This window comes from Geodermatophilus sp. SYSU D01045 (genome assembly GCF_054050295.1).
Window position 1 is genome coordinate 203,696 of the sequence record NZ_JBJGZB010000002.1, and the last position, 19,833, is coordinate 223,528.

Consider the following 19,833-nt stretch of genomic DNA (forward strand, 5'->3'; position numbering starts at 1 on the left):
GGGGAAACGCTACGCGCGGTGCGCGCGGTGCGCGCGGACCGCTGGGCGCCCGGGGTCAAGGACCGGGACGCCGGCGGCGGGGACCGTCACAGGACACCGGGGACCGGGGACGACGTCCTGCCGAGCGGGGGAGGAGGCGGGGCGGTGCGCCGGGCGTCCGACCGGGGGCCAGGCGCGGTGAGGACCACCCAGCGGGCCCGCTCGGCCTCCAGGCGGGCCCGCCTGGCCCCGCTCCGGCACCGGCCGGCGACGTCGGTCCGACCGCCCGAGTCCGCCTGCACGGCCAGTGCGTCCAGGGTCCTGGCTGTCCGGTCCGCGGTCTCGACGAGGCGCTCGGCCAGGCCGCGGGCCCGGTCGGTGGCCCGGTGGGCACGGTCCGTCCGGAGCAGCTCGAGGTAGGGCACCCGCGCCCAGACGACCTTGGCGGCGTCCTCGGCGACCCACCCGTGCGCACCGCAGATCCGCGCCACCAGGGACAGGCCCATGCCGCCGCGAGCGGGGTCCCGCCCGAGGGCCGGGACCGGCGGCCGGCCGGCGGCGGTGTCGCTCACGGCCACCAGCCAGCCGAGCCGGGGCGCGGTGACCGTGACGGTCACCGGCGGGCGGCCGTGCCGCAGCGCGTTGGACACCAGTTCCTCGACCACCAGCAGCAGCCGTTCGCCGTCGTCGCACCCGGCCGGGAGCTCGCCGTCGGCGATCGCCGCGCGGAGGCGGCGGCGCAGACCGGGCAGTGCGGCGAGGGTGGCCGGCTGTTCCGGCCACGTCGCCGGCGGGCCCGGCCACGGGGCCGGAGGCGGGCGTCGCGCCCACACGCTCGCGCCCATGCGTCACCCCAGGTGCCGGGCAGGGGTCGATCTCGGCCCGCATCGGGTCTACCCACCCGGGGACGCCGTACGCGATCCCGGGTGCTCCTCGCGGCAGGGGCGGTCAGAGGGACAGGTGCTCGATGACGGCCGCGGTGACCTCGTCGGTGCTCGCGGTCCCGCCGACGTCGCGGGTGCGGATGCCCTTGCCCGAGGTGACCTCGACGGCGTGCTGGACGGCCTTGGCCTCGTCGGGCAGGCCGAGGTGCTCGAGCATGAGCGCGGCGCTGCCGATCGCGCCGACGGGGTTGCAGATGCCCTGGCCGGCGATGTCCGGCGCGGAGCCGTGGACCGGCTCGAACATGGACGGGAAGCGCCGCTCCGGGTTGAGGTTGGCGCTGGCCGCGAGGCCCAGGCTGCCGGCCAGCGCGCTGCCGAGGTCGGAGAGGATGTCGGCGTTGAGGTTGGATGCGACGACGACGGAGAGGTCCTCGGGGCGCAGGACGAACTTGGCGGCCATCGCGTCGACCAGCACGCTCTCGGTCTCGACGTCCGGGTACTCGGCGGCGACCCGCGCGAACACGTCGTCCCACAGCACCATGCCGTACTGCTGGGCGTTGCTCTTGGTGACGCTGGAGACCTTCTTGCGGGGCCGGGTGCGGGCCAGGTCGAAGGCGAACCGGATGATCCGCTCGCAGCCGACCTCGGTGAACACCGCGGACTGGACGGCCACCTCACCGCGGTCGTCGCGGCCGGCGAAGTTGCGCCCGCCGAAGCCGGCGTACTCGCCCTCGGAGTTCTCCCGGACGACGACCCAGCCCAGCTCGGTGGTGTCGGCCTTCCGCAGCGGGCTCTGGATGCCGGGGAGGAACTCGACGGGGCGGACGTTGGCCCACTGGTCGAAGCCCTGGCAGATCTTCAGCCGCAGGCCCCACAGGCTGACGTGGTCGGGGACGGTCGGCCAGCCGACGGCACCGAAGTAGATGGCGTCGAAGTCCTCGAGCTGCTCGAGGCCGTCCTCGTCCATCATCCGGCCGTGCTGGGCGTGGTAGGCGGCGCCCCAGGGGAACTCCTGCCAGTCGAAGGCGAAGCGGCCGTTCGAGGCCCCGGCGAGGGCGTCGAGGACGGCGCGGCCGGCGGCGACGACCTCGATCCCGACTCCGTCGGCGGGGATGGCGGCGATGCGGAAGGTGCGCTGGGCGGTCATGGCGGTCTCCGGGAGGACGGCTGCTGGGGTCGCTCCCGAGTGAACGGCGTCACCTCCCCGGCCGTCCAACACCGATCGTCGATGGGACGGATAGCCCGGCCCTATCGGTCCTGCACGCCGGCGACGTAGTCCTCGACGCAGGCGACGAAGGCCTGCGCCGCCGGCGTCAGGGCGGTCGCGCGGGAGACCAGGGCGATCCGGAGCAGGACCGGGGGCTCGATGCGCCGGACGCGCGCGCCCGCCCGCTCGGCGAGCGGGGTCCAGGACGACGGCAGCACCGCGTGCCCGACGCCGGCGAGGCGGCGCCGAGCAGCCCGAGCTCGGCCCGGCCGGCGTTGACCGCCTGCACCACCTCCTCGGGGGTGAACGCGGCGTCCGCGGTGACGGTCATCGCCGGGTGGGCGGTGGTGAAGGCGCGGACCAGGGTGGTCAGCGGCTCGATCCCGGGGCTGGGCATCGCGACGAGCTCCACCCGGCCGCGCTGCAGCCCGCGGGCGGACCGGGCCGCGGCCCGCGCGGCATCCAGGTCCCGGACCACCTGGCGGGCGGGCTCGATCAGCTGGGCGCCGGCGTCGCCGAGCACGATGCCGCGGCCCACCCCGTGGAACAGCGGCACGCCGAGCTCCCGCTCGATCGCTCCCAGGTCAGCCGGACCGACGGCGCAGCTGCCGTCGGGCAGGATCTCCAGCCGCCGCCGGGCGGGCGTGACCAGGACCCGACCCGGCTCCACGAACGTGCCGTTCTCCGCCCAGTCGATCTCGCGATCGGCCCGCCTCCGCAGGATCGGCACCAGCTGGCTGCCCTGACCGCTCAGGTGCTGCTGCACCACCACCGCCACGGGCAGTTCCGCCGGCAGCTCCCGGAGGACGGCAGACACCGCGTCCAGGCCGCCTGCCGACGTCACGAGCGCGACGACGTCGACGGCTCCTCGCTGCTCCGCCTGGCGATCGTCCACGGTGACGCCCCTCGGCTCGACGTCTCAGCTGCCACCGGTCGCCGGCCCGGTCCCCCCTGACGGGGCGCCTCGGCAGGGGACTCGTCCCGGGGACCACGGGGCATCCCTGGACCCTCCCGGCGCGTGGTGCGGCAGGATCGGCGGGCGTGCCGACCCTCCGCATCACCCAGGACGACGCCGCCGACGACCTGCTCGGCCGGGACCCGCTCGCGCTGGTCCTCGGCATGCTGTTCGACCAGCAGTTCCCGATGGAGCGCGCCTTCGCCGGCCCGCGGCTGCTCGCCGACCGCATGGGGGTGGACACGCTCTCGGCGGCCGCAATCGCCGACGCCGAGCCCGACCGGCTGCTCGCCTGGTTCCAGGGGCCCCCGGCCGTGCACCGCTACCCGGGCTCGATGGCCCAGCGCGCCCAGGCGCTGGGCCGGCTGCTCGTGGACCGCTACGACGGCCGGGCCGAGGGCCTGTGGGACGGCGTCCCGGACGGCGCCACGCTGCTGCGCCGGGTCGGCGAGCTGCCCGGCTTCGGTGCGCAGAAGGCGAAGATCCTCGTCGCGCTGCTCGGCAAGCAGTACGGCGTGACCCCGCCGGGGTGGCGCGAGGCGGCCGGCTCCTACGGCGAGGAGGGCTCGCGCCGGTCGGTCGCCGACATCACCGGCCCGGAGTCGCTGGCCGAGGTCAGGGCCGCAAAGCAGGCCGCCAAGAAGGCCGCCAAGGAGGCCGCCGAGGAGGCCGCGGAGCGGGCCGCCGGGTAGGCGGCGGGGAGTCGGCCCCGACACGCTGGATGTGGCCCGGGATCGTCCGCGGAGGCACCTGCGCAGCCCCTGTCCCGGTGGCACCATGGGGGCCGGACCGGGGATCCCCGGGGCCGGCCAGCAGGGACCGGTCCCGGTCGTGAGGCGACAGCGTCGGGCCCCGGGCCAGCGGAGGGGATGGGTGTCCGTGGCCTCGAGCCAGCAGTCCGCACGACCCCGCCGGTCGGAGCCGGTGCTCATCACCCAGGCCGAACCCAGCCTGGCCGAGCAGCACGCGGCCCGGAAGAAGCGGTACATCCTCACGATGGCGGTCCGCGCCGTCGCCCTGGTGCTGGCCGCGGCGACCTACCAGATCCTCTGGCTCGCGATCCTCTTCGCGGTCCTCGGCACCGTGCTGCCCTGGATCGCCGTCGTCATGGCCAACGACCGGCCCCCGAAGAAGAAGCTGAACGCCCACCGGTACAGGGCGCCGCAGCCCGACCGGATCCTCGACGACCCCGCCCGCCGGCGGCGCGCCATCGAGGGCGGCACGGTCATCGAGGGCTGAGACGCCTCAGCGCGCGCCCGGCCGGCCGACCACCTCGGCGGCCCGGGCCAGCCCCGCGTCCAGCGCGGCGGCCGGGTCGGCGTCCGGCCCGCCCAGCCACACCGCGAGCAGCCCGGCGGTGAACGCGTCCCCGGCGCCGGTGGTGTCCACGACCCGGGCCGGGTGCGCCGGGCGGTGCAGCACCGCGGTCCCGGCGGCCCACAGCGCACCGTCGGCCCCCAGGGTCACCGCGACCGCGCCGTGCCGGGCGGCCAGCGCCCGGGCGGCGTCGACGACGTCCGCGCACCCCGACAGCAGCCGCGCCTCGTCGGCGTTGGGCAGCAGCAGGTCGGCGCCGGCGGTGTCGGCCAGCCACCGGTCCACGCCGTAGCCGGTCAGCGGCCCGGTCGAGGCCGGGTCCAGCGACACCGTGCACCCGGCCACCCGGGCCGCGGCCAGCGCCGCGAGCCCGGCCGCGCGGGGGCGCTCGTCGAGCAGCGTGTAGCCCGACACGTGCAGGTGGCCGCCGGGCACCGGCGGCGGGACGTCACCGGGCCGCAGGTCCAGGTTGGCGCCGCGGTCGGCGAGCATGCTCCGCTGCCCGTCGGGCTCGACCAGGCTGACGATCGTCCCGCTGGCCGCGCCGGGCACGGTCCGCACCGCCAGGCCCACGCCGGCGGCGGCGAGCTCGGCCACCAGCGCCGCGCCGGCCGGGTCGTCGCCCACGCACCCGGCCAGGGTGACCGGCACCCCGAGCGCGGCCAGGTGCGCGGCGACGTTGGCCCCGGCACCGCCGCCGCGGGTGCGGATGACGGCCGGCCGGTCCGAGCCCGGCGCCGGCCCGCCGGACAGGACGGCGACGACGTCGGTGGCCAGGTCGCCGACGACGACGACCGGGCGGGTGCTCAGCGGGCCGCGGCGGCCAGCGCGGCCGCGATCCGCCCCGCCAGCTCGGCGTTGCGCAGCACCAGCCGCACGTTCACCGCCAGCGTGGCGCCCTCGCTGGCCCGGTGCAGGTGGTCGAGCACGAACGGCGTCACCGCCTTGCCCCGCACCCCGGCGGCCTCGGCCGCGGCGAGGGCGTCGGCGATGACCCGGGCGTGCAGCTCCGGATCCAGCTGCTCGTCGGCCGGCAGCGGGTTGGCGACGACGACCGCGCCCGGGGCCAGCTCGCGCCGTGCGGCGAGCACCGCGGCCGCCTGCTCGGGCGACTCGACGGCCCAGTCCACCTGCGCGCCGGAGTCGGCGACGTAGAACCCGGGGAAGGTGCGGGTGCCGTAGCCGACGACGGTGACCGACAGGCTCTCCAGCCGCTCCAGCGTCGCCGGGACGTCGAGGATGGACTTCACGCCGGCGCAGACGACGGCCAGCGAGGTGCGCGACAGCGCGGTGAGGTCGGCGGACTCGTCGAAGGTCTCGGCCGACTGCCGGTGCACCCCGCCCAGGCCACCGGTGGCGAACACGCCGATGCCCGCGGTCTCGGCCAGCAGCGCGGTGCTCGAGACGGTGGTGGCGCCGGACAGGCCGAGGGCGGCGGCCACCGGCAGGTCCCGGACGCCGAGCTTGGCCAGGTCGGGGTCGGCGCACACCCGGTCGACCTGCTCGGCCGTCAGCCCCACGTGCGGCACGCCGTCGAGCACCGCGATCGTGGCCGGCACCGCGCCGCCGGCCCGGACGGCCGCCTCGACGTCGTCGGCGGCGGCACGGTTGTCCGGCCGCGGCAGGCCGTGGGCGAGCAGCGTGCTCTCCAGGGCGACGACGGGGGCACCGGCCTCGAGCGCCTCGGCCACCTCGGGGGAGAGGGTCAGGGGCGCGGCGGCGGCATGGCGGGGCTCGGTCCGGGGAGCTTCGGGAGGCACCCTGCCATCATGGTGGGCGGGGCGGACGCCCCCGGCCACCACCTCCGCCGGAGTACGCCGGGGCGCCCGCGCAGGAGACGTCCCCGAGCCTGGGAGAGACCGTGAGCGACACCGACCTCCTCGAGAAGCCCGACGTCCGCGACTCGGACACCGGCAACGCCAACGAGGTCTTCCACTACGTCAAGAAGAACAAGATCGCCGAGAGCGCCGTCATGGGCACGCTGGTCGAGGCGCTGTGCGGCGAGGTCTTCCCGGTGACCAAGGCGCCGAAGCCCGGCAGCCCGATCTGCCCGGCCTGCAAGGAGGTCTACGACCAGCTCCGCAAGGACTAGCGCAGTCCGAGGCGCTTGGCCTCGGCCTCGAGTTCGGCGGCGCGGCGGCGCTGCGCCCGGCGGGTGTGCCGGCGCAGCGGCGCCGGCCAGCGCTCCTGGATCGTCGCGTTCAGCTCGGCGCCGAGCAGCACCGCCATCCCGAAGAAGAACAGGAACAGCAGCGCCGCGATCGGGGTCGCGAGCGCCCCGTAGGGCAGCGCGGCGACGAGGATGTCGGACACGTACAGCCGCAGCACCGTCGCCGCCACCATGAAGAACCCGACGGCCAGCAGCGTGCCCGGCAGGTGCCGCCGCCACGGCAGCCGCCGCGGCAGGACCACGTGGTAGAAGCTCGTCAGCGCGAGCAGCAGGCCCACGACCACCACCGGCCAGTAGACGGCGTTGATCAGCACCGTCGCCGTCTCGTGCCAGTCCCGCGGGAGCAGCCCGACGAGCACCCCGCGGCCGAGCACCAGCAGCGGCAGCATGACCACCGCGAGCACCAGGCCGACGACGAACAGCCACAGCGCCATGAGCCGGGTGGCGATCGGGCCGCGGACGTCGCGCTGGTCGTAGGCGATGACGATGGTGTTCATGAACGTCGCCGTCGCCGAGGACCCAGCCCACAGGGTGAGCAGGAAGCCCACGCTGACGACGTCGAGCCGGCCCGAGGTCAGGATGTCGCTGAGCGTGGGCCGCACCAGCGAGTCGACGACGTCGGCGGTGAGCACCTCGCTGGAGGCGTCGACCAGCGTGTCCTCGATGGTCTGCACGGACTGCGCGCCGATCCAGTCGCCGAGGAAGCCCAGCGACCCGAGCAGCGCGATCAGCAGCGGCGGCACCGAGAGGATCTGCCAGAACGCCGCCTCGCCGGACAGCCCGAGGATGCGGTCCTGCCAGGCCTTGGCCACCGTGCGGCCGAGCACCTGCAGGGGCACCCGGACCACCGGCGGCCAGTGGTCGAGGCGGCCGGGGGCCGCGAGGTCGGCGCGGCTGGCGCCGGCGGGAGGCGGGGCGGTCGCGGGGGCCTGCGCGTCCTCCGCGGCCCCGTCGGCGCGGGACCGCCCGCCGGCCCGCACGGTGCTCACCAGGCCAGTGTGCACGCCCGGCGCCCGACCCCGCCGCCGACGGGGCGGGGTCGGGCGCCGGGGAACCCGATCGGGCGGCCGGTCAGGCCGTGGGCTGCGCCGGCGGCGTGCCGCCGGCGGCGGGGGGCGCGGCCGGGTCGGGAGCCGGCGGCGGGGCGACGCAGCGGATGACCGCCTCGGCGGCGTAGCTGGTCTCGAACGTCTCCCGCCGGATCTCCGAGCCGCTCTGCAGGTCGCGGAACACCCGGGTCACGGTGACGTCGAAACCCTGCACCCCGGACTGGGCGATGCAGTCGCCGCCGTCGACCTTCTCCTGCACCGCCGGCTGCCGGTAGTTGGTCCGCGGGCTCTCGATCGCCTCGATCTCGTAGCGCTTGGTCCCGTAGAAGGTCACCGTGATCGACCCGCCGGAGGCCCCGGGGGTCCACCGGGTGTCGACGAAGATGCCGGTGTCGGAGTCGTTGCGCCACTGCAGGTCGATCTGGCCCTCGTACACCGTGGCCTCGCGGCCGGCGGGGTAGCGGCTGATGTAGAAGCTGTGCGGCTTGTGGTAGACGTCCTCGAGACCGGCGAAGAAGACCGCGTTGAACATCGTGGTGGCGAACTGGCTGATCCCCCCGCCGACCGCGGTCGACAGCTCGCCGCCGCTGATCACGTTCGCCGGCACGTAGCCCTGCGCCGTGCCGCGCGGGCCGGTGTAGGTGTTGAGGCTGAACGTCTCGCCGGGCAGCACCAGGGCGCCGTCGACCTCCTCGGCCACCACCCGGATGTTGGTGCCGCTCGCGCTGTTCGTCGTCGTGGTCGTGAAGGAGCTGACCTCCTCGACGATGCCGAGCGCCTGCGCCTCCTCGGTGGTCAGGTCGGCCGGCACCGGGCCCAGCCGGGCGGTGACCGTGCGCGGCGCCGGGTCGTCCAGCACCTCGAGCAGCTGCCCGGACAGCGCCGCCGGGTCCACGCCGGTGCCGTCGACCGACGGGACGACCCGCACCCCGTCGCCCACGACCTCGAAGCGGGCGTCCTGGGCCGGCTCGCCGAAGGCGGTGAACTCCTCGGCCATCGCCGACTGCAGCGCCGCGGGGTCGACGGCGACGGCGAGCTCGCCGCCGTCCTGCGGCGTGAAGGTCAGGGACGCCGCGATCGCCTCGACCGGGACCTCGACCGAGGTACCGCCGTCCTGGCTGGTCACCGTGACCGGCGCGGCGAGCGCGGGGGTGACGGTCCCGTCGAGGACGCGCTGCGCCTCCTCGGTGCCCACCCGCACCGGCTCGACGTCGACCGGCAGCTCGATCGGCGTCTCCGGGTCGCCGCCGGCGGCCAGCGCCGCGGTGATGGCCGCCGCCGCGCCCTCGCGGTCCAGCGTCCGGCCGTCCACCGGCTCCACCAGGGTCGGCGTGGTGCCCTCGATCGCGATGGTCGCGTCGACCGGCACCCGGTCAACCTGGGTGGCGATGGTGTCGACCTGGGCGGCCAGGGCGGTGTCCTCGCCGGTGATGACCGGGTCGACCTCGCGCTCGGTGAACAGCGAGACCAGGCGGGTCCAGGGGTTCAGCGGCTGGTCGTCGGCGGCGTCGACGGTCGCGTCCACGTCGAGGGTGATGCCGGCGGTGGCGGGGGAGAGGGTGGCCTCGACGTCGTCGGCGACGACGACGTGGTCGGCGGCGACGCGGGGGGCGAGGTCCTGCTCGAGCCGGTCGGCCGCGGCCGCGGGGGACAGGCCGCCGACGTCGACGCCGGCCACCACGGTGTTGCGGGGGACGTCGTCGCCGGCCACCAGCACGTCGACGCCCCAGGCGACGCCGAGGACGGCGAGCAGGCCGACGGGGGCCAGCACGGCGGGACGGCGCCAGCGCGGACGGCGGGCGCCCGCGGGCGGCTCCCCGGGGCCGCCCGCGTCGCCCGGGCCGCCGCCGGAGCCGGGCGGGGGGACGGGAGGAGCGGCGGGGGGCTGCGCGGCCGGCGGGTCGGCCGGGACGGCGGCGCCGCCGAGGACGACGGTGTCCGAGGCGTCCGCGGCGGGGGCGTCGGCGGTGGCGGGCTTCCACAGCTCGACCGGTTCGGTGGTCCGCTGCCCGGTCTGCGGTGCGGCCGGGCCGCCGGTCAGCGCGACGGTGTCGTGGACCGGGTCCGGCCCGGGCGTGTCGCGGGTGTCCGGGCCGGGCTGCTCCGGCGGTCCGGCGGGGGCGGCCGGCGGAGGGGGCGCATCGGGGCCGACGGGCCCGCGGTCGCGGGGGACCGGGCGGGTCTCGTCGGACAGGCCGGCGTGGGGGTCGGCGTCCACCTCGGGGGAGGTGCCGGTCGACGGGGAGGAGGCAGGGTGCTGCGGCATCGGGGGTTCCTCGGGTCGCCGTCGACCGGGGGTCCCCGGGAACGACGGAGCCGCCGGGTCCCCGTCCGCGTCAGGCGGATCGGGGACGCCGGCGGCGGCGTCGGGTGAGGGCATCATCGCGGTGAGCGACGATAGCGCCTCTCTCAGTGTGCGAGGCGCTGCTCGCCGTCGGTCTCGATGATGTCGACGGCGATGTCGCGGAGCTTGGACTCGTACTCGCGGGCGTGGTGCCCGCAGAAGACGAGGTCGCTGCCGCTGGCGAGCACGACACGCACCTTGGCCAGTGCGCCGCACCGGTCGCAGTGGAAGGGCACGACCAGGTCGTCGGCGGCGGGGGTCGTCGTCAGCGTCTGGGTCATCTGGGTCATCACTCGCTCTCTACCGCACGGACCCGCTGCTGCGGATCGGCCTCCTGCACAGCGCCAGGATGGATCCTCCTGTTCCCGTGCCTCCTGTCACTGCGGGCGACTCGCCGGGTGCCGGTGAGCCGGTGACCGCTGGGACCGGTGGGGACGGTGTTCAGCAGGGACCTCTGGGTGGTGCCGGTCTGTTGGTGGTGCTGGGTCGTTCCGGGCGCCGGGCTGGTTTCCGGCTGTGGGTCCGCTGCTGTCTCGACGTCGCCCACGCTACGCCGTCTACCCGGCCGGTGCCGCGGTACACCGCGCCGTCCGCCCCCCGGGGTGAGATCGTGACCATCCCGCAACGCGGCCGACACGCGCCGACGGCCGGCACCCGTGCTGGGTGCCGGCCGTCGCTGGTGCCGTGCTGGAACGGCCTCCTCGCAGGGACCCGGCCCGAGCGCCAGGCGAGGGTCGGGGGGCGAGGAGGTCCTTCGTCAGTCGAGGTAGTCGCGCAGCACCTGGGAGCGGCTGGGGTGGCGCAGCTTCGACATGGTCTTGGACTCGATCTGCCGGATCCGCTCGCGGGTCACCCCGTAGACCTGGCCGATCTCGTCGAGCGTGCGCGGCTGGCCGTCGGTGAGGCCGAACCGCAGCCGGACCACGCCGGCCTCCCGCTCGGACAGCGTCTGCAGCACGCTGGTCAGCTGGTCCTGCATGAGGGTGAAGCTGACCGCGTCGACGGCGACGACCGCCTCGGAGTCCTCGATGAAGTCACCGAGCTGGCTGTCGCCCTCGTCGCCGATGGTCTGGTCGAGGCTGATGGGCTCCCGGGCGTACTGCTGGATCTCCAGCACCTTGTCCGGGGTGATGTCCATCTCCTTGGCCAGCTCCTCCGGGGTGGGCTCGCGGCCCAGGTCCTGGAGCAGCTCGCGCTGGATGCGGCCGAGCTTGTTGATGACCTCGACCATGTGCACCGGGATGCGGATGGTGCGGGCCTGGTCGGCCATCGCGCGGGTGATCGCCTGCCGGATCCACCAGGTGGCGTACGTGGAGAACTTGTAGCCCTTGGTGTAGTCGAACTTCTCGACCGCGCGGATCAGACCGAGGTTGCCCTCCTGGATCAGGTCCAGGAACGCCATGCCGCGGCCGGTGTAGCGCTTGGCGAGGGAGACCACCAGGCGGAGGTTGGCCTCCAGCAGGTGGTTCTTGGCGCGCTCGCCGTCGCGGATGATCCAGTTGAGGTCGCGGCGCATCTGCGGGGAGAGCTTCTGGCCCTCCTCCTCGACCTGGCGCATGCGCTCGGCGGCGTAGAGGCCGGCCTCGATGCGCTTGGCCAGGTCGACCTCCTCCTCGGCGTTGAGGAGGGCGACCTTGCCGATCTGCTTGAGATAGGCGCGGACCGAGTCGGCCGAGGCGGTGAGCTCGGCGTCCTTGCGGGCCTGCCGCAGCGCCTCGGACTCCTCCTCGTCGTCCCACTCGAAGTCGCCGCCCTCGGCGGTCTCCTCGGCGGCGGGCGCCTCGGCCTCGGCGCCGTCCGGGCCGGCGACGACGGTCTCGTCGATCGACAGACCCTCGGCGCCGGCGTCGACCACCGCGACGGCGGAGTCCTCGGAGGCGACGGCGGTCAGCACGGCGCCCTCACCGGTACCGGGGGAGGGGCTGATGCTCGGCTTGGTGGCTCCCTTGGGCGCGGCCGTCTTGGCCGTCTTGCCCGTGGCGGCCCGCTTGCGTGCGGCGGGCTTGGCCTGCGCGTCGTCGGCGACCCCGACGGTGGCGCTGGCCCGGGGAGACCGGGTGCTCGCGGCGACCGTCCTCGAGCGCGTGCTGCTCGCGGCGGCGTCGTCCGGTGCAGGCTTGTCGGCGGGCACTCAGGATCCTTCCCGTGCTGGGTGCGTTCCCCGGGGGCGGTGTGACTCCCGGGCAGCGGCCCCGGCCGTCGGCCGCGGAGCGGGGAGGGCCCCAGAGTCCGGCACGGGTTTCGCCGCTGCTCGGACGGGGGATGACTCCCGGCTGGGTGGTGACGGGCTGGGGCTCTTCCATTGTAGCGACGGGAGCCGGTGTGACCACCGCCTCGAACGGTGCGGGATCGCCCGGAAGGGCGGGCCCGTGCCCCGGTCAGGGCTCCAGTCGCTCCGCGGCGGCCAGCGCGGCCCCGACGATGCCCGCGTCGTTCTGCAGCTGCGCGGGCACCACCGGCGTCCGCGTGCTCAGCAGCGGCACCCACTTGTGCGCCTTCTTGCTCACCCCGCCGCCGACGATGATCAGGTCGACCCAGAGCCCCGCCTCGAGGACGTCGAGGTAGCGGTCCACGCGCTTGGCCCAGTGCGGGTAGCTGAGGTCCTCGCGCTCGCGGGCGGCCGCCGACGCGCGCTTCTCGCCGTCCTCGCCGTCGACCTGGATGTGGCCGAACTCGGTGTTGGGCACCAGCCGTCCGTCGACGAACAGCGCGCTGCCGATGCCGGTGCCGAAGGTGAGCATGAGGACGACGCCGTCCTGGTCCCGGCCGGCGCCGTAGCGCATCTCGGCCAGCCCGGCGGCGTCGGCGTCGTTGAGCGTCTCGACGGTCCCGGGCACCAGCGCGCTCAGCCCGGCGTCGACGTCGGTGCCGATCCAGGCCTTGTCCATGTTGGCGGCGGTGTGCGCGACCCCCCGCTTCATGACCCCGGGGTAGGTGACGCCGATGCGGCCGGTCCAGCCGAAGGACGACACGATGCCGGCGACGACCTCGTAGACCGCCTCCGGGGTGGACGGCTGCGGCGTCTCCACCCGCACCCGCTCGCCCACGAGGGCGCCGGCCTCGAGGTCGACCAGGCACCCCTTGATGCCGCTGCCGCCGATGTCCACGCCGAACCCCTGCACGGCGGTCACCCTAGTGACCGGCACCGCACCCCGGGTGGTGGCTCGGGCAGGATCGCCCGGGTGAGTGCCCCGCCGTCCCCCGCCGAGCTGCTCGACCTGGCCGTCGCGACCGCCCGGGAGGCGGCCGACCTGGTCGCCCGCGAGCGCGGGTCGGCCGCGGCCGCCGTCGACGTCAAGAGCAGCCCCACCGACGTCGTCACCGCCGTCGACACCGCCTCCGAGCGGCTGATCACCGGCCGGCTGCTCGCCGCCCGCCCCGACGACGGCCTGCTCGGCGAGGAGGGCGCCTCCCGCGCGGGCACCAGCGGCGTGCGGTGGGTGGTCGACCCCATCGACGGCACCGTCAACTTCCTCTACGGGCTGCGCGGCTACGCCGTCTCCATCGCCGCCCAGGTCGACGGCGTCACGGTGGCGGGCGCGGTGCTCGACGTCCCCACCGGCGAGCTGTTCACCGCCACCGCCGGCGGCGGGGCGTTCCTCTCCACCCCGGCGCGGCCGGAGCCGGTGCGGCTGGCCGGCAACCGGCCGGCGTCCCTCGGGCAGACGCTGGTGGCCACCGGGTTCGGGTACCGGGTGGAGCAGCGGCGGGCGCAGGGCGCCGTCGTCGCCGAGCTGCTGCCCGAGGTCCGCGACATCCGCCGCCAGGGCTGCGCGTCGCTGGACCTGTGCTCGGTGGCCGCCGGGCGGGTGGACGCCTACTACGAGCTGGACCTCAAGCCCTGGGACCACGCCGCCGGCGCGCTGGTCGCCGCCGAGGCCGGCCTGGTGGTCACCGGCCTGCCCGGCCGGCCGTTCGCCGAGCCGATGGCGGTCGCGGTCCCGGAGACGGTGGCCGGGCCGCTGCTCGCGCTGCTCGACCGGCTCCACTCATGAGGTGCCGGAACGGCCCCGTCCGGAGGCTCACCCCGAGCTCGCGAGGGGTGAGAGGGACGGGCGGAAGGACCCTCCTGCCCCCCACCGCTCGCACGCTCGCAGCGGGACCCTGCAGGAGGGCCGCTAGCAGGCCGCTTCGGCGCTCGCGATCGGGGTGAGGGTGGCCGCCACCTGGTCGGCCGTGGCCAGCCCGGGGAACTGCGGGCCGATCACCAGGTCCACGCGGGCGTCGGCGCGGGTGTCCTGGTAGGAGCCGGCGTCCGGCAGGAAGAGCGTCAGGTACCGGGCGGCGTCGGAGCCGCGCGCGCCGTGCCGGATCTCGCCCGCGCCGGTCACCTCGCGGTCGGTCGGGTCGTTGGCGACCTCCTCGACGACGAAGCCGCGCGCGGTCAGCTCGCCGGCGACCTCCTGCGCCTTGCCGGCGAGGTCCGAGGCGTTGTAGACGCGCACGGTGACCGTGCTGGGGTCCAGCGACGGCGGCGCCGCCTCGGCGGTCTCGCACGCCGCGGCCTGCGCCGCGTCGCGGGCGCCCTCGTCGGAGAAGACCTTCCACCACACCCCGAGCGCGACCAGGGCCAGCAGCAGCAGGAAGACCAGCGGCGGCAGGTAGCGACGGTCCTTGCGGGGACGCACCGGCGGGGTGGCGGTGCTGGTGCTCACGGTCGTCCTCCTCGGCGGCGACCCGGAGGGGTCCGGCGGGCCGCGCCGGGTGGGGCCGCGCGGAGGCCGGGTCGGGTCGCGCGGAGTCTAGGCGGGCCGCCGGACCTCAGAGGGCACCGTCCTCCAGCGCGGCGCGTCCCAGCTCCACGCACGGGTCGATGCGGTCGGCGTAGCCGGAGGTGTCCTTGCCGGCCATCGCGCCGGCGGCCGAGCGGGCCACGATGCCGGCGACGATCGCGGCGAACTTGAAGAAGGCGAACCCGACGTACCAGTGGAGGTCGGAGAGGTCCACGCCGCTGCGCCCGGCGTAGCGCTCGGCGATCTCGCGGCGGGTCGGGAAGCCCGGCAGCGTGGTCACCGGGCTGAGCACCGGGCGGGTCTCCCCGGCCTCGGGCCAGTAGACGAACAGCATCCCGATGTCGGTGAGCGGGTCGCCGAGGGTCGACATCTCCCAGTCGAGGACGGCGCGGATGCCGCCGGGCCGCTCCGGGTCGAGCAGGCAGTTGTCCAGCCGGTAGTCGCCGTGGACGATCCCGGTGCGCTGCGTGGCGGGCACGGTCGCGGCCAGCCGCTCGGCGAGGGCGTCCATGTGCGGACGGTCGCGGTCGCGGGTGGCGTCCCACTGCTTGGTCCACCGGCGCACCTGCCGGGCGAGGAAGCCCTCGGGCCGGCCGAAGTCGCCCAGGCCCACCGCGTCGGCGTCGACGGCGTGCAGGTCGGCCAGGACGTCGATCAGCCCGTCGCCGATCTCCCGCCGCCGCTCCGGGGTGTCGGCGTAGCCGGCCGGGATCTCGTTCACCACGTGCAGGCCGACGACCCGCTCCATCACGTAGAACGGCGCGCCCAGCACCCCGGTGTCGGTGCACAGGTGCAGCGTCCGCGGCACCGGGACCGACGTCGGCCCGAGCGCGGAGATGACCTTGTGCTCGCGGACCATGTCGTGGGCGGTGGCGAGCACGGCGCCCGTCGGGGGGCGCCGGAGGATCACCGCGTCGTCGGCCGAGCCGCCGGCCGGCGTGACGACGTAGGTGAGGTTGGACATGCCCGCCGCGATGAGCTCGACGGTCACCTCCCGCCAGCGCTCGTCACCGAACACGGAGGCGAGATACGGACCGACGACGGCGGGGTCAGCTCCCACGGGACTCGACACGGGCGGCAGGGTAACCTCCGGCACTCCGCCTCCCGACCGCCCGCCCGGGCCGGTTCCCGGCGCCCCGGACGGGCCGTCGTCCGTCCCCGTGTGTCCCCCGCGGACAGGCGGGCACAAACCGGGGTCGCACGGCGTTGGGGGGCTGCCGGTCCCGCACCCGAGCCGACCCCGTGTCGGACGGGAGCAGGCCCGGTCCCGTGACCAGCGGCCGCCCCCGGGCGGCCGGCCAGGCCGACGGCGGACCCCGCCGCCGTCGGACGAGGCGGGCGCCCAGCGCGTCCGCGAACTACCCCGGAGGAGGGGCACACCCCATGGCCACCGACTACGACGCCCCGCGCCGCAACGAGGCCGACGAGCTCGGCGAGGACTCCCTCGAGGAGCTCAAGGCCCGCCGGGCGGAGGCCCAGTCGGCCTCGGTCGACGTCGACGAGACCGACTTCAACGAGAGCCTCGAGCTGCCCGGTGCGGACCTGTCCAACGAGGAGCTGACCGTCCGCGTGCTGCCCAAGCAGGAGGACGAGTTCACCTGCTCGCGCTGCTTCCTCGTGCAGCACCGCAGCCGGCTCGCCGCCACCCGTGGCGACCAGATGTACTGCCGCGACTGCGCCGCATAGGCAGCATCACCGCGATGGCCGGACACGGGGGGAGCAGCCGATGACCGATCCCAGGGAGCGCATCGGCGCGCCCCGCGACGTCCCCCCGCCCCGGCCCGTGCAGGCCCCGGCGCCGCCGGGGCCGGACCGGTCGGGGGACGGTCCGGCCTGGCTGTCCGAGGACACCGGGCTGGGCCGGGCCGCCCGCACGGTCGCCGACGCCGTGTCCCGACTGCTCGGCGGGGGCGCCGACGAGGCGTCCGCCCCCGGGCAGCCGGACGCCCGCCGGTCCACCGCCGGCGTCGTCCGCGACGTCATCACCGCCCTGGGCGCCGCCGCGGCCGGCGCCGCCCGCCGTCCGGGGCCGCCGGCCGGGGACGGGGCCGACGACGAGGACCCGGCCCGGGGCCCGATCGGGGTGCTCGGCGAGCTGCTCGCCGCCGCGGCGCCGCGGCTGCCCGTCCGCGACGCCGCCCGGCTGCGCGCCGCGTACCCCGGGAGGTCGGACGAGGAGATCGCCGACGCCCTCGTCACCCGCTCGGCGCGGCTCACCGCCGCGGTCGGCGCGGCCACCGGCGGGCTCTCGGCGGCCCACTGGTTCATGCCGGGGTCGCTGGTGGCGCTGCCGCTGGAGCTCGCCGCCGAGACGCTGCTCACCGCCGGCGTCGAGGTCGTCCTCCTCGGGGAGCTGCACGAGCTCGCCGGACGGCCGGCCGGCGGCACCCACGCCGAGCGCGCCGCCGCCTACCTCTCCAGCTGGACCCAGCAGCGCGCCGTCGAGAGCGGCGCCCGGGAGGGGCTGGGCGTCGTCCTCGGCACCGCCGGGTTCCGCGCCCTGCGCCGCCGGCTGTCGCGCCGGATGGCCCGCGGCCTCGGCTCGGCCGCGCCGCTGTTCGTCGGTGCGGCGCTCGGCGGCCGCGGCAACCTCAAGGCCACCGAGACCCTCGCCCGCCGGGTCCGCGCCGACCTGCGCCGCGGTCCGGCCTGAGGTCCCGGCCGGTCCGCCGACCCCGCTCCGGCGCGGTTAGGGTCGCCGTCGTGGCCGACCCCCTCGAGGTCCCCGTCCGGCTGACCGCGGCGGGGGCGATCCCCCCGCGCTACGCGCTGCCCGGCGACGCGGGCGCCGACCTCACCATCACCGAGGACGTGCACCTGGCGCCGTTCGAGCGGGCGCTCGTGGGCACCGGCGTGGCCGTGGCCATCCCCGAGGGCTACGCGGGGTTCGTGCACCCCCGCTCGGGCCTCGCCGCCCGGCACGGCCTGAGCCTGGTCAACGCCCCCGGCACCATCGACGCCGGCTACCGCGGCGAGATCAAGGTGAACCTGGTGAACCTCGACCCGGCCACCCCGCTGACGCTGCGCGCCGGCGACCGGGTCGCGCAGCTGGTGGTGCAGCCGGTCGTCCCCGCCCGCTTCGTGCCGGTCGACGTGCTGCCGGAGAGCGTCCGCGGCGAGGGCGGCCACGGGTCCACCGGCGCGGGACAGGAGGCCTGAGATGCCCTTCGGACGACGGCGCAACCGGATCGAGCGCAGCCTGCGCGAGCGCGGCGTCCCGCCCGAGCCGCAGCACCGCGAGCGCGACGTCGAGGAGACCACCGGCCCCTACGACGAGGCCGACGCCCCCGACGACGGCACGCCCCGCGTCGACCTGGGCGCGCTGCGGCTGCCCGCCGTCCCCGGGACCGAGCTGCGGGTGGACCTCAACCAGCAGCAGAAGGTGATCGGCGCGACCCTGCGCTACGGGGACTCGCTGCTGCAGGTGTCCGCCTTCGCCGCGCCGCGCGCCGCCGGCATCTGGGACGACGTCCGCGCCGAGCTGGCGCGCAGCGCCTCCGGCCAGGGCGGGCGGCTGCAGGAGACCGAGGGCCCGTTCGGCCCCGAGCTGGCCGGCACCGTCGTCGTGACCCCGCCGGCGCAGCCCGGGGGCCCGCCGCCGAAGCCGGTGCGCCGGGCCGCGCGGTTCCTCGGCGTCGACGGTCCGCGCTGGTTCCTCCGCGGGATGATCAGCGGCCCGGCGGCCGAGTCGCCCGAGGCGGCCGCGGTGCTGGAGGACGTGTTCCGCAAGGTGGTCGTCGTCCGGGGCACCTCGCCGATGCCGGTGCGCGAGCAGCTGCCGCTCACCCTCCCGCCCCAGGCCGCCGCGCAGCTGGCCCGCCAGCAGCAGGCCGGGCAGCAGCAGGTCGGGCAGCAGCCGGGCCGCCCGGCCGCCCCGCCGCGGCCCCCCGCGTGACCCCCGCCGTCGTCGCCTACGGCCCGCACCCCGACCAGTTCCTCGAGCTGACCCTGCCCGTCGCGCAGGACCCGGCGCCGATGGTCGTCGCGCAGGACCCGGCGCCGATGGTCGTCGCGCAGGACCCCGCGCCCGTGGTCGTCGTGCTGCACGGCGGGTTCTGGCGGGCCGCGTACGGCGTCGAGCTGGCCCGCCCGCTGGCCGCCGACCTCGCCGCGGCCGGGTACGCCGCCGTCGCCGTGGAGTACCGGCGGGTCGGCAGCGGCGGCGGCTGGCCGGCCACCCTGGAGGACGTCGCCGCCGCGCTCGACGCGCTCCCGGACCTCCCGGACGCGGGCCGGTTGGACCTCGGCTCCCTCGCCGTCGTCGGGCACTCCGCCGGCGGGCACCTGGCCGCGTGGGCCGCCGGGCGGGCGCGGCTGCCCGACGGCGCCCCCGGCGCCGGGCCGCGCGTGCGGGTGACCGCGGCGGTCCTGCAGGCCGGCGTCGTGGACCTGGCGCGGGCGGCGGAGCAGCGCCTGGGCCGCAGCGCCGTCCAGGAGTTCCTCGGCGGGGAGCCGGGGGAGGTGCCCGGCCGCTACGCGGTCGCCGATCCGGCCGGGCTGCTGCCCACCGGTGCCGACGTGCTGTGCGTGCACGGCACCGACGACGACGTCGTGCCGCCCGAGCAGTCACAGCGGTACGCGGCGGTGGCCGCGGGCGCCGGCGACCGGGTGACGGTGCGCACCGTCCCGGGCGGTCACCGGGTGCCCATCGACCCGGCGGGGGAGGCGTGGGCGGTGGTCCGCGCGTGGCTGGGGGAACACGCCGCCGGCCGGGTCCGCCGCACTACCCTGGAACCGTGACACAGACCCGTCCCGGCGGCTGGCTCGCACGCACGCTGCAGCGGCTGACCGCCGACGACTCCGCCATCGACGCGCAGGAGCTGCGCGAGGAGTCCGACCGCGCCGGCTGCGAGCCGGTGAGCGCCTGCCGCAAGGGGGAAGTGGTGACCGTGACCGGCCGGCTCAAGTCGGTCGTCTACACCCCGCGCGAGACGGTCCCCACCCTGGAGGCGGAGCTGTTCGACGGCTCCGGCTCGGTCACCCTGGTCTGGCTGGGCCGCCGGCGCATCCCGGGCATCGAGCCCGGCCGGACGCTGACCGCCCGCGGCCGGTTCGCCAGCTTCGACGGCCGCAAGGTCATCTACAACCCCTGGTACGAGCTGAGCGCGGGGTGATCCCGGCGGCCGACGACGACGGCCGGCGCGATCCCGGGGGAGCAGCACCGCACCAGGAGCCCACGCACGCGGACGGCACCA

At 76.4% G+C, this 19,833-nt stretch carries 22 protein-coding genes; 10 read left to right on the plus strand and 12 right to left on the minus strand.

Annotation, left to right across the window (positions count from 1 at the left end; genetic code table 11):
* Positions 1-86: 86 nt before the first annotated feature.
* From ACI798_RS02750 to ACI798_RS02760, 3 genes are all read right to left on the minus strand, one after another.
* Positions 87-824: an ATP-binding protein gene (locus ACI798_RS02750; protein WP_456939777.1), complete on the minus strand. Its 738-nt coding sequence runs from the start codon at positions 822-824 to the stop codon at positions 87-89.
* 103 nt (positions 825-927) lie between these two features.
* On the minus strand, positions 928-2,010 hold the full coding sequence (locus ACI798_RS02755) for a tartrate dehydrogenase (protein WP_456939778.1): 1,083 nt from the start codon (positions 2,008-2,010) through the stop codon (positions 928-930).
* Positions 2,011-2,176: 166 nt separating this feature from the next.
* Entirely contained in the window at positions 2,177-2,965 is a 789-nt protein-coding gene (locus tag ACI798_RS02760; RefSeq protein ID WP_457047170.1) for a chemotaxis protein CheB, read from the minus strand.
* A 146-nt stretch (positions 2,966-3,111) separates the two neighbouring features.
* On the opposite strand from ACI798_RS02760, the gene ACI798_RS02765 reads away from it, so the two are divergent.
* A complete protein-coding gene (locus tag ACI798_RS02765; RefSeq protein WP_457047171.1) occupies positions 3,112-3,717 on the plus strand; it encodes an HhH-GPD-type base excision DNA repair protein in 606 nt (201 codons plus the stop codon).
* Positions 3,718-3,904: 187 nt separating this feature from the next.
* The gene (locus tag ACI798_RS02770; RefSeq protein WP_456939787.1) at positions 3,905-4,264 is read left to right on the plus strand and encodes a DUF3099 domain-containing protein; all 360 of its coding nucleotides are present in this window, start codon (positions 3,905-3,907) and stop codon (positions 4,262-4,264) included.
* 6 nt (positions 4,265-4,270) lie between these two features.
* On the opposite strand, the gene ACI798_RS02775 is transcribed toward ACI798_RS02770, so the two are convergent.
* Together ACI798_RS02775 and ACI798_RS02780 are read right to left on the minus strand one after the other, a co-directional pair.
* Entirely contained in the window at positions 4,271-5,152 is an 882-nt protein-coding gene (locus ACI798_RS02775; protein WP_457047220.1) for a carbohydrate kinase family protein, read from the minus strand.
* Positions 5,149-6,102: a pseudouridine-5'-phosphate glycosidase gene (locus ACI798_RS02780; protein WP_457047172.1), complete on the minus strand. Its 954-nt coding sequence runs from the start codon at positions 6,100-6,102 to the stop codon at positions 5,149-5,151. Before ACI798_RS02780 ends, ACI798_RS02775 begins: the two co-directional genes overlap by 4 nt.
* A gap of 101 nt (positions 6,103-6,203) precedes the next feature.
* On the opposite strand from ACI798_RS02780, the gene ACI798_RS02785 reads away from it, so the two are divergent.
* Complete coding sequence (locus ACI798_RS02785; protein WP_456939789.1) at positions 6,204-6,434, plus strand: DUF3039 domain-containing protein; 231 nt, start codon at positions 6,204-6,206, stop codon at positions 6,432-6,434.
* On the opposite strand, the gene ACI798_RS02790 is transcribed toward ACI798_RS02785, so the two are convergent.
* The 5 genes from ACI798_RS02790 to ppgK form a co-directional block, all read right to left on the minus strand.
* Positions 6,431-7,501, minus strand: a complete 1,071-nt coding sequence (locus ACI798_RS02790) for a YihY/virulence factor BrkB family protein (RefSeq protein WP_457047173.1) — start codon at positions 7,499-7,501, stop codon at positions 6,431-6,433. The two genes, ACI798_RS02785 and ACI798_RS02790, sit on opposite strands and share 4 nt — an antisense overlap.
* 82 nt (positions 7,502-7,583) lie before the next feature.
* Positions 7,584-9,827, minus strand: a complete 2,244-nt coding sequence (locus tag ACI798_RS02795; protein ID WP_457047174.1) for a VanW family protein — start codon at positions 9,825-9,827, stop codon at positions 7,584-7,586.
* A 143-nt stretch (positions 9,828-9,970) separates the two neighbouring features.
* On the minus strand, positions 9,971-10,195 hold the full coding sequence (locus ACI798_RS02800) for a DUF7455 domain-containing protein (RefSeq protein ID WP_143108228.1): 225 nt from the start codon (positions 10,193-10,195) through the stop codon (positions 9,971-9,973).
* A 467-nt stretch (positions 10,196-10,662) separates the two neighbouring features.
* Complete coding sequence (locus ACI798_RS02805) at positions 10,663-12,036, minus strand: RNA polymerase sigma factor (RefSeq protein ID WP_456939792.1); 1,374 nt, start codon at positions 12,034-12,036, stop codon at positions 10,663-10,665.
* Positions 12,037-12,283: 247 nt separating this feature from the next.
* Positions 12,284-13,027, minus strand: coding sequence for a polyphosphate--glucose phosphotransferase (gene ppgK / locus ACI798_RS02810; RefSeq protein WP_456939793.1), 744 nt, complete (start codon positions 13,025-13,027; stop codon positions 12,284-12,286).
* A 60-nt stretch (positions 13,028-13,087) separates the two neighbouring features.
* Here ppgK and ACI798_RS02815 point away from each other — a divergent pair, with 60 nt between their 5' ends.
* Entirely contained in the window at positions 13,088-13,900 is an 813-nt protein-coding gene (locus ACI798_RS02815; RefSeq protein WP_457047175.1) for an inositol monophosphatase family protein, read from the plus strand.
* A 123-nt stretch (positions 13,901-14,023) separates the two neighbouring features.
* Here the strand turns inward: ACI798_RS02815 and ACI798_RS02820 are convergent, their stop codons facing one another.
* Complete coding sequence (locus tag ACI798_RS02820) at positions 14,024-14,560, minus strand: LytR C-terminal domain-containing protein (protein ID WP_456939795.1); 537 nt, start codon at positions 14,558-14,560, stop codon at positions 14,024-14,026.
* A 106-nt stretch (positions 14,561-14,666) separates the two neighbouring features.
* Positions 14,667-15,710, minus strand: a complete 1,044-nt coding sequence (locus ACI798_RS02825; RefSeq protein ID WP_457047176.1) for a phosphotransferase family protein — start codon at positions 15,708-15,710, stop codon at positions 14,667-14,669.
* A gap of 311 nt (positions 15,711-16,021) precedes the next feature.
* Here ACI798_RS02825 and ACI798_RS02830 point away from each other — a divergent pair, with 311 nt between their 5' ends.
* Genes ACI798_RS02830 through ACI798_RS02855 form a run of 6 tightly spaced genes read left to right on the plus strand, consistent with a single transcriptional unit; the run spans position 16,022 to position 19,752 of the window.
* Positions 16,022-16,324, plus strand: a complete 303-nt coding sequence (locus tag ACI798_RS02830; protein ID WP_204693870.1) for a DUF4193 domain-containing protein — start codon at positions 16,022-16,024, stop codon at positions 16,322-16,324.
* 40 nt (positions 16,325-16,364) lie between these two features.
* Complete coding sequence (locus tag ACI798_RS02835) at positions 16,365-17,291, plus strand: hypothetical protein (protein WP_456939797.1); 927 nt, start codon at positions 16,365-16,367, stop codon at positions 17,289-17,291.
* A 50-nt stretch (positions 17,292-17,341) separates the two neighbouring features.
* Positions 17,342-17,797 carry a dUTP diphosphatase gene (dut, locus tag ACI798_RS02840; protein ID WP_456939798.1) on the plus strand — a complete coding sequence of 152 codons (456 nt, stop codon included), beginning with the start codon at positions 17,342-17,344 and terminating at the stop codon, positions 17,795-17,797.
* A 1-nt stretch (position 17,798) separates the two neighbouring features.
* Complete coding sequence (locus ACI798_RS02845) at positions 17,799-18,533, plus strand: DUF3710 domain-containing protein (protein WP_457047177.1); 735 nt, start codon at positions 17,799-17,801, stop codon at positions 18,531-18,533.
* Positions 18,530-19,378, plus strand: coding sequence for an alpha/beta hydrolase family protein (locus tag ACI798_RS02850; protein ID WP_457047178.1), 849 nt, complete (start codon positions 18,530-18,532; stop codon positions 19,376-19,378). Before ACI798_RS02845 ends, ACI798_RS02850 begins: the two co-directional genes overlap by 4 nt.
* Positions 19,375-19,752 carry an OB-fold nucleic acid binding domain-containing protein gene (locus ACI798_RS02855; RefSeq protein WP_456939801.1) on the plus strand — a complete coding sequence of 126 codons (378 nt, stop codon included), beginning with the start codon at positions 19,375-19,377 and terminating at the stop codon, positions 19,750-19,752. Before ACI798_RS02850 ends, ACI798_RS02855 begins: the two co-directional genes overlap by 4 nt.
* Positions 19,753-19,833: the final 81 nt, after the last annotated feature.

Coding starts and splice junctions, on each gene's coding strand:
- ACI798_RS02845 (WP_457047177.1), top strand. CDS start 17,799: ATGCCCTTCGGACGACGGCGCAACCGGATCGAGCGCAGCCTGCGCGAG.
- ACI798_RS02830 (WP_204693870.1), top strand. CDS start 16,022: ATGGCCACCGACTACGACGCCCCGCGCCGCAACGAGGCCGACGAGCTC.
- ACI798_RS02750 (WP_456939777.1), bottom strand. CDS start 824: ATGGGCGCGAGCGTGTGGGCGCGACGCCCGCCTCCGGCCCCGTGGCCG.
- ACI798_RS02835 (WP_456939797.1), top strand. CDS start 16,365: ATGACCGATCCCAGGGAGCGCATCGGCGCGCCCCGCGACGTCCCCCCG.
- ACI798_RS02795 (WP_457047174.1), bottom strand. CDS start 9,827: ATGCCGCAGCACCCTGCCTCCTCCCCGTCGACCGGCACCTCCCCCGAG.
- ACI798_RS02755 (WP_456939778.1), bottom strand. CDS start 2,010: ATGACCGCCCAGCGCACCTTCCGCATCGCCGCCATCCCCGCCGACGGA.
- ACI798_RS02800 (WP_143108228.1), bottom strand. CDS start 10,195: ATGACCCAGATGACCCAGACGCTGACGACGACCCCCGCCGCCGACGAC.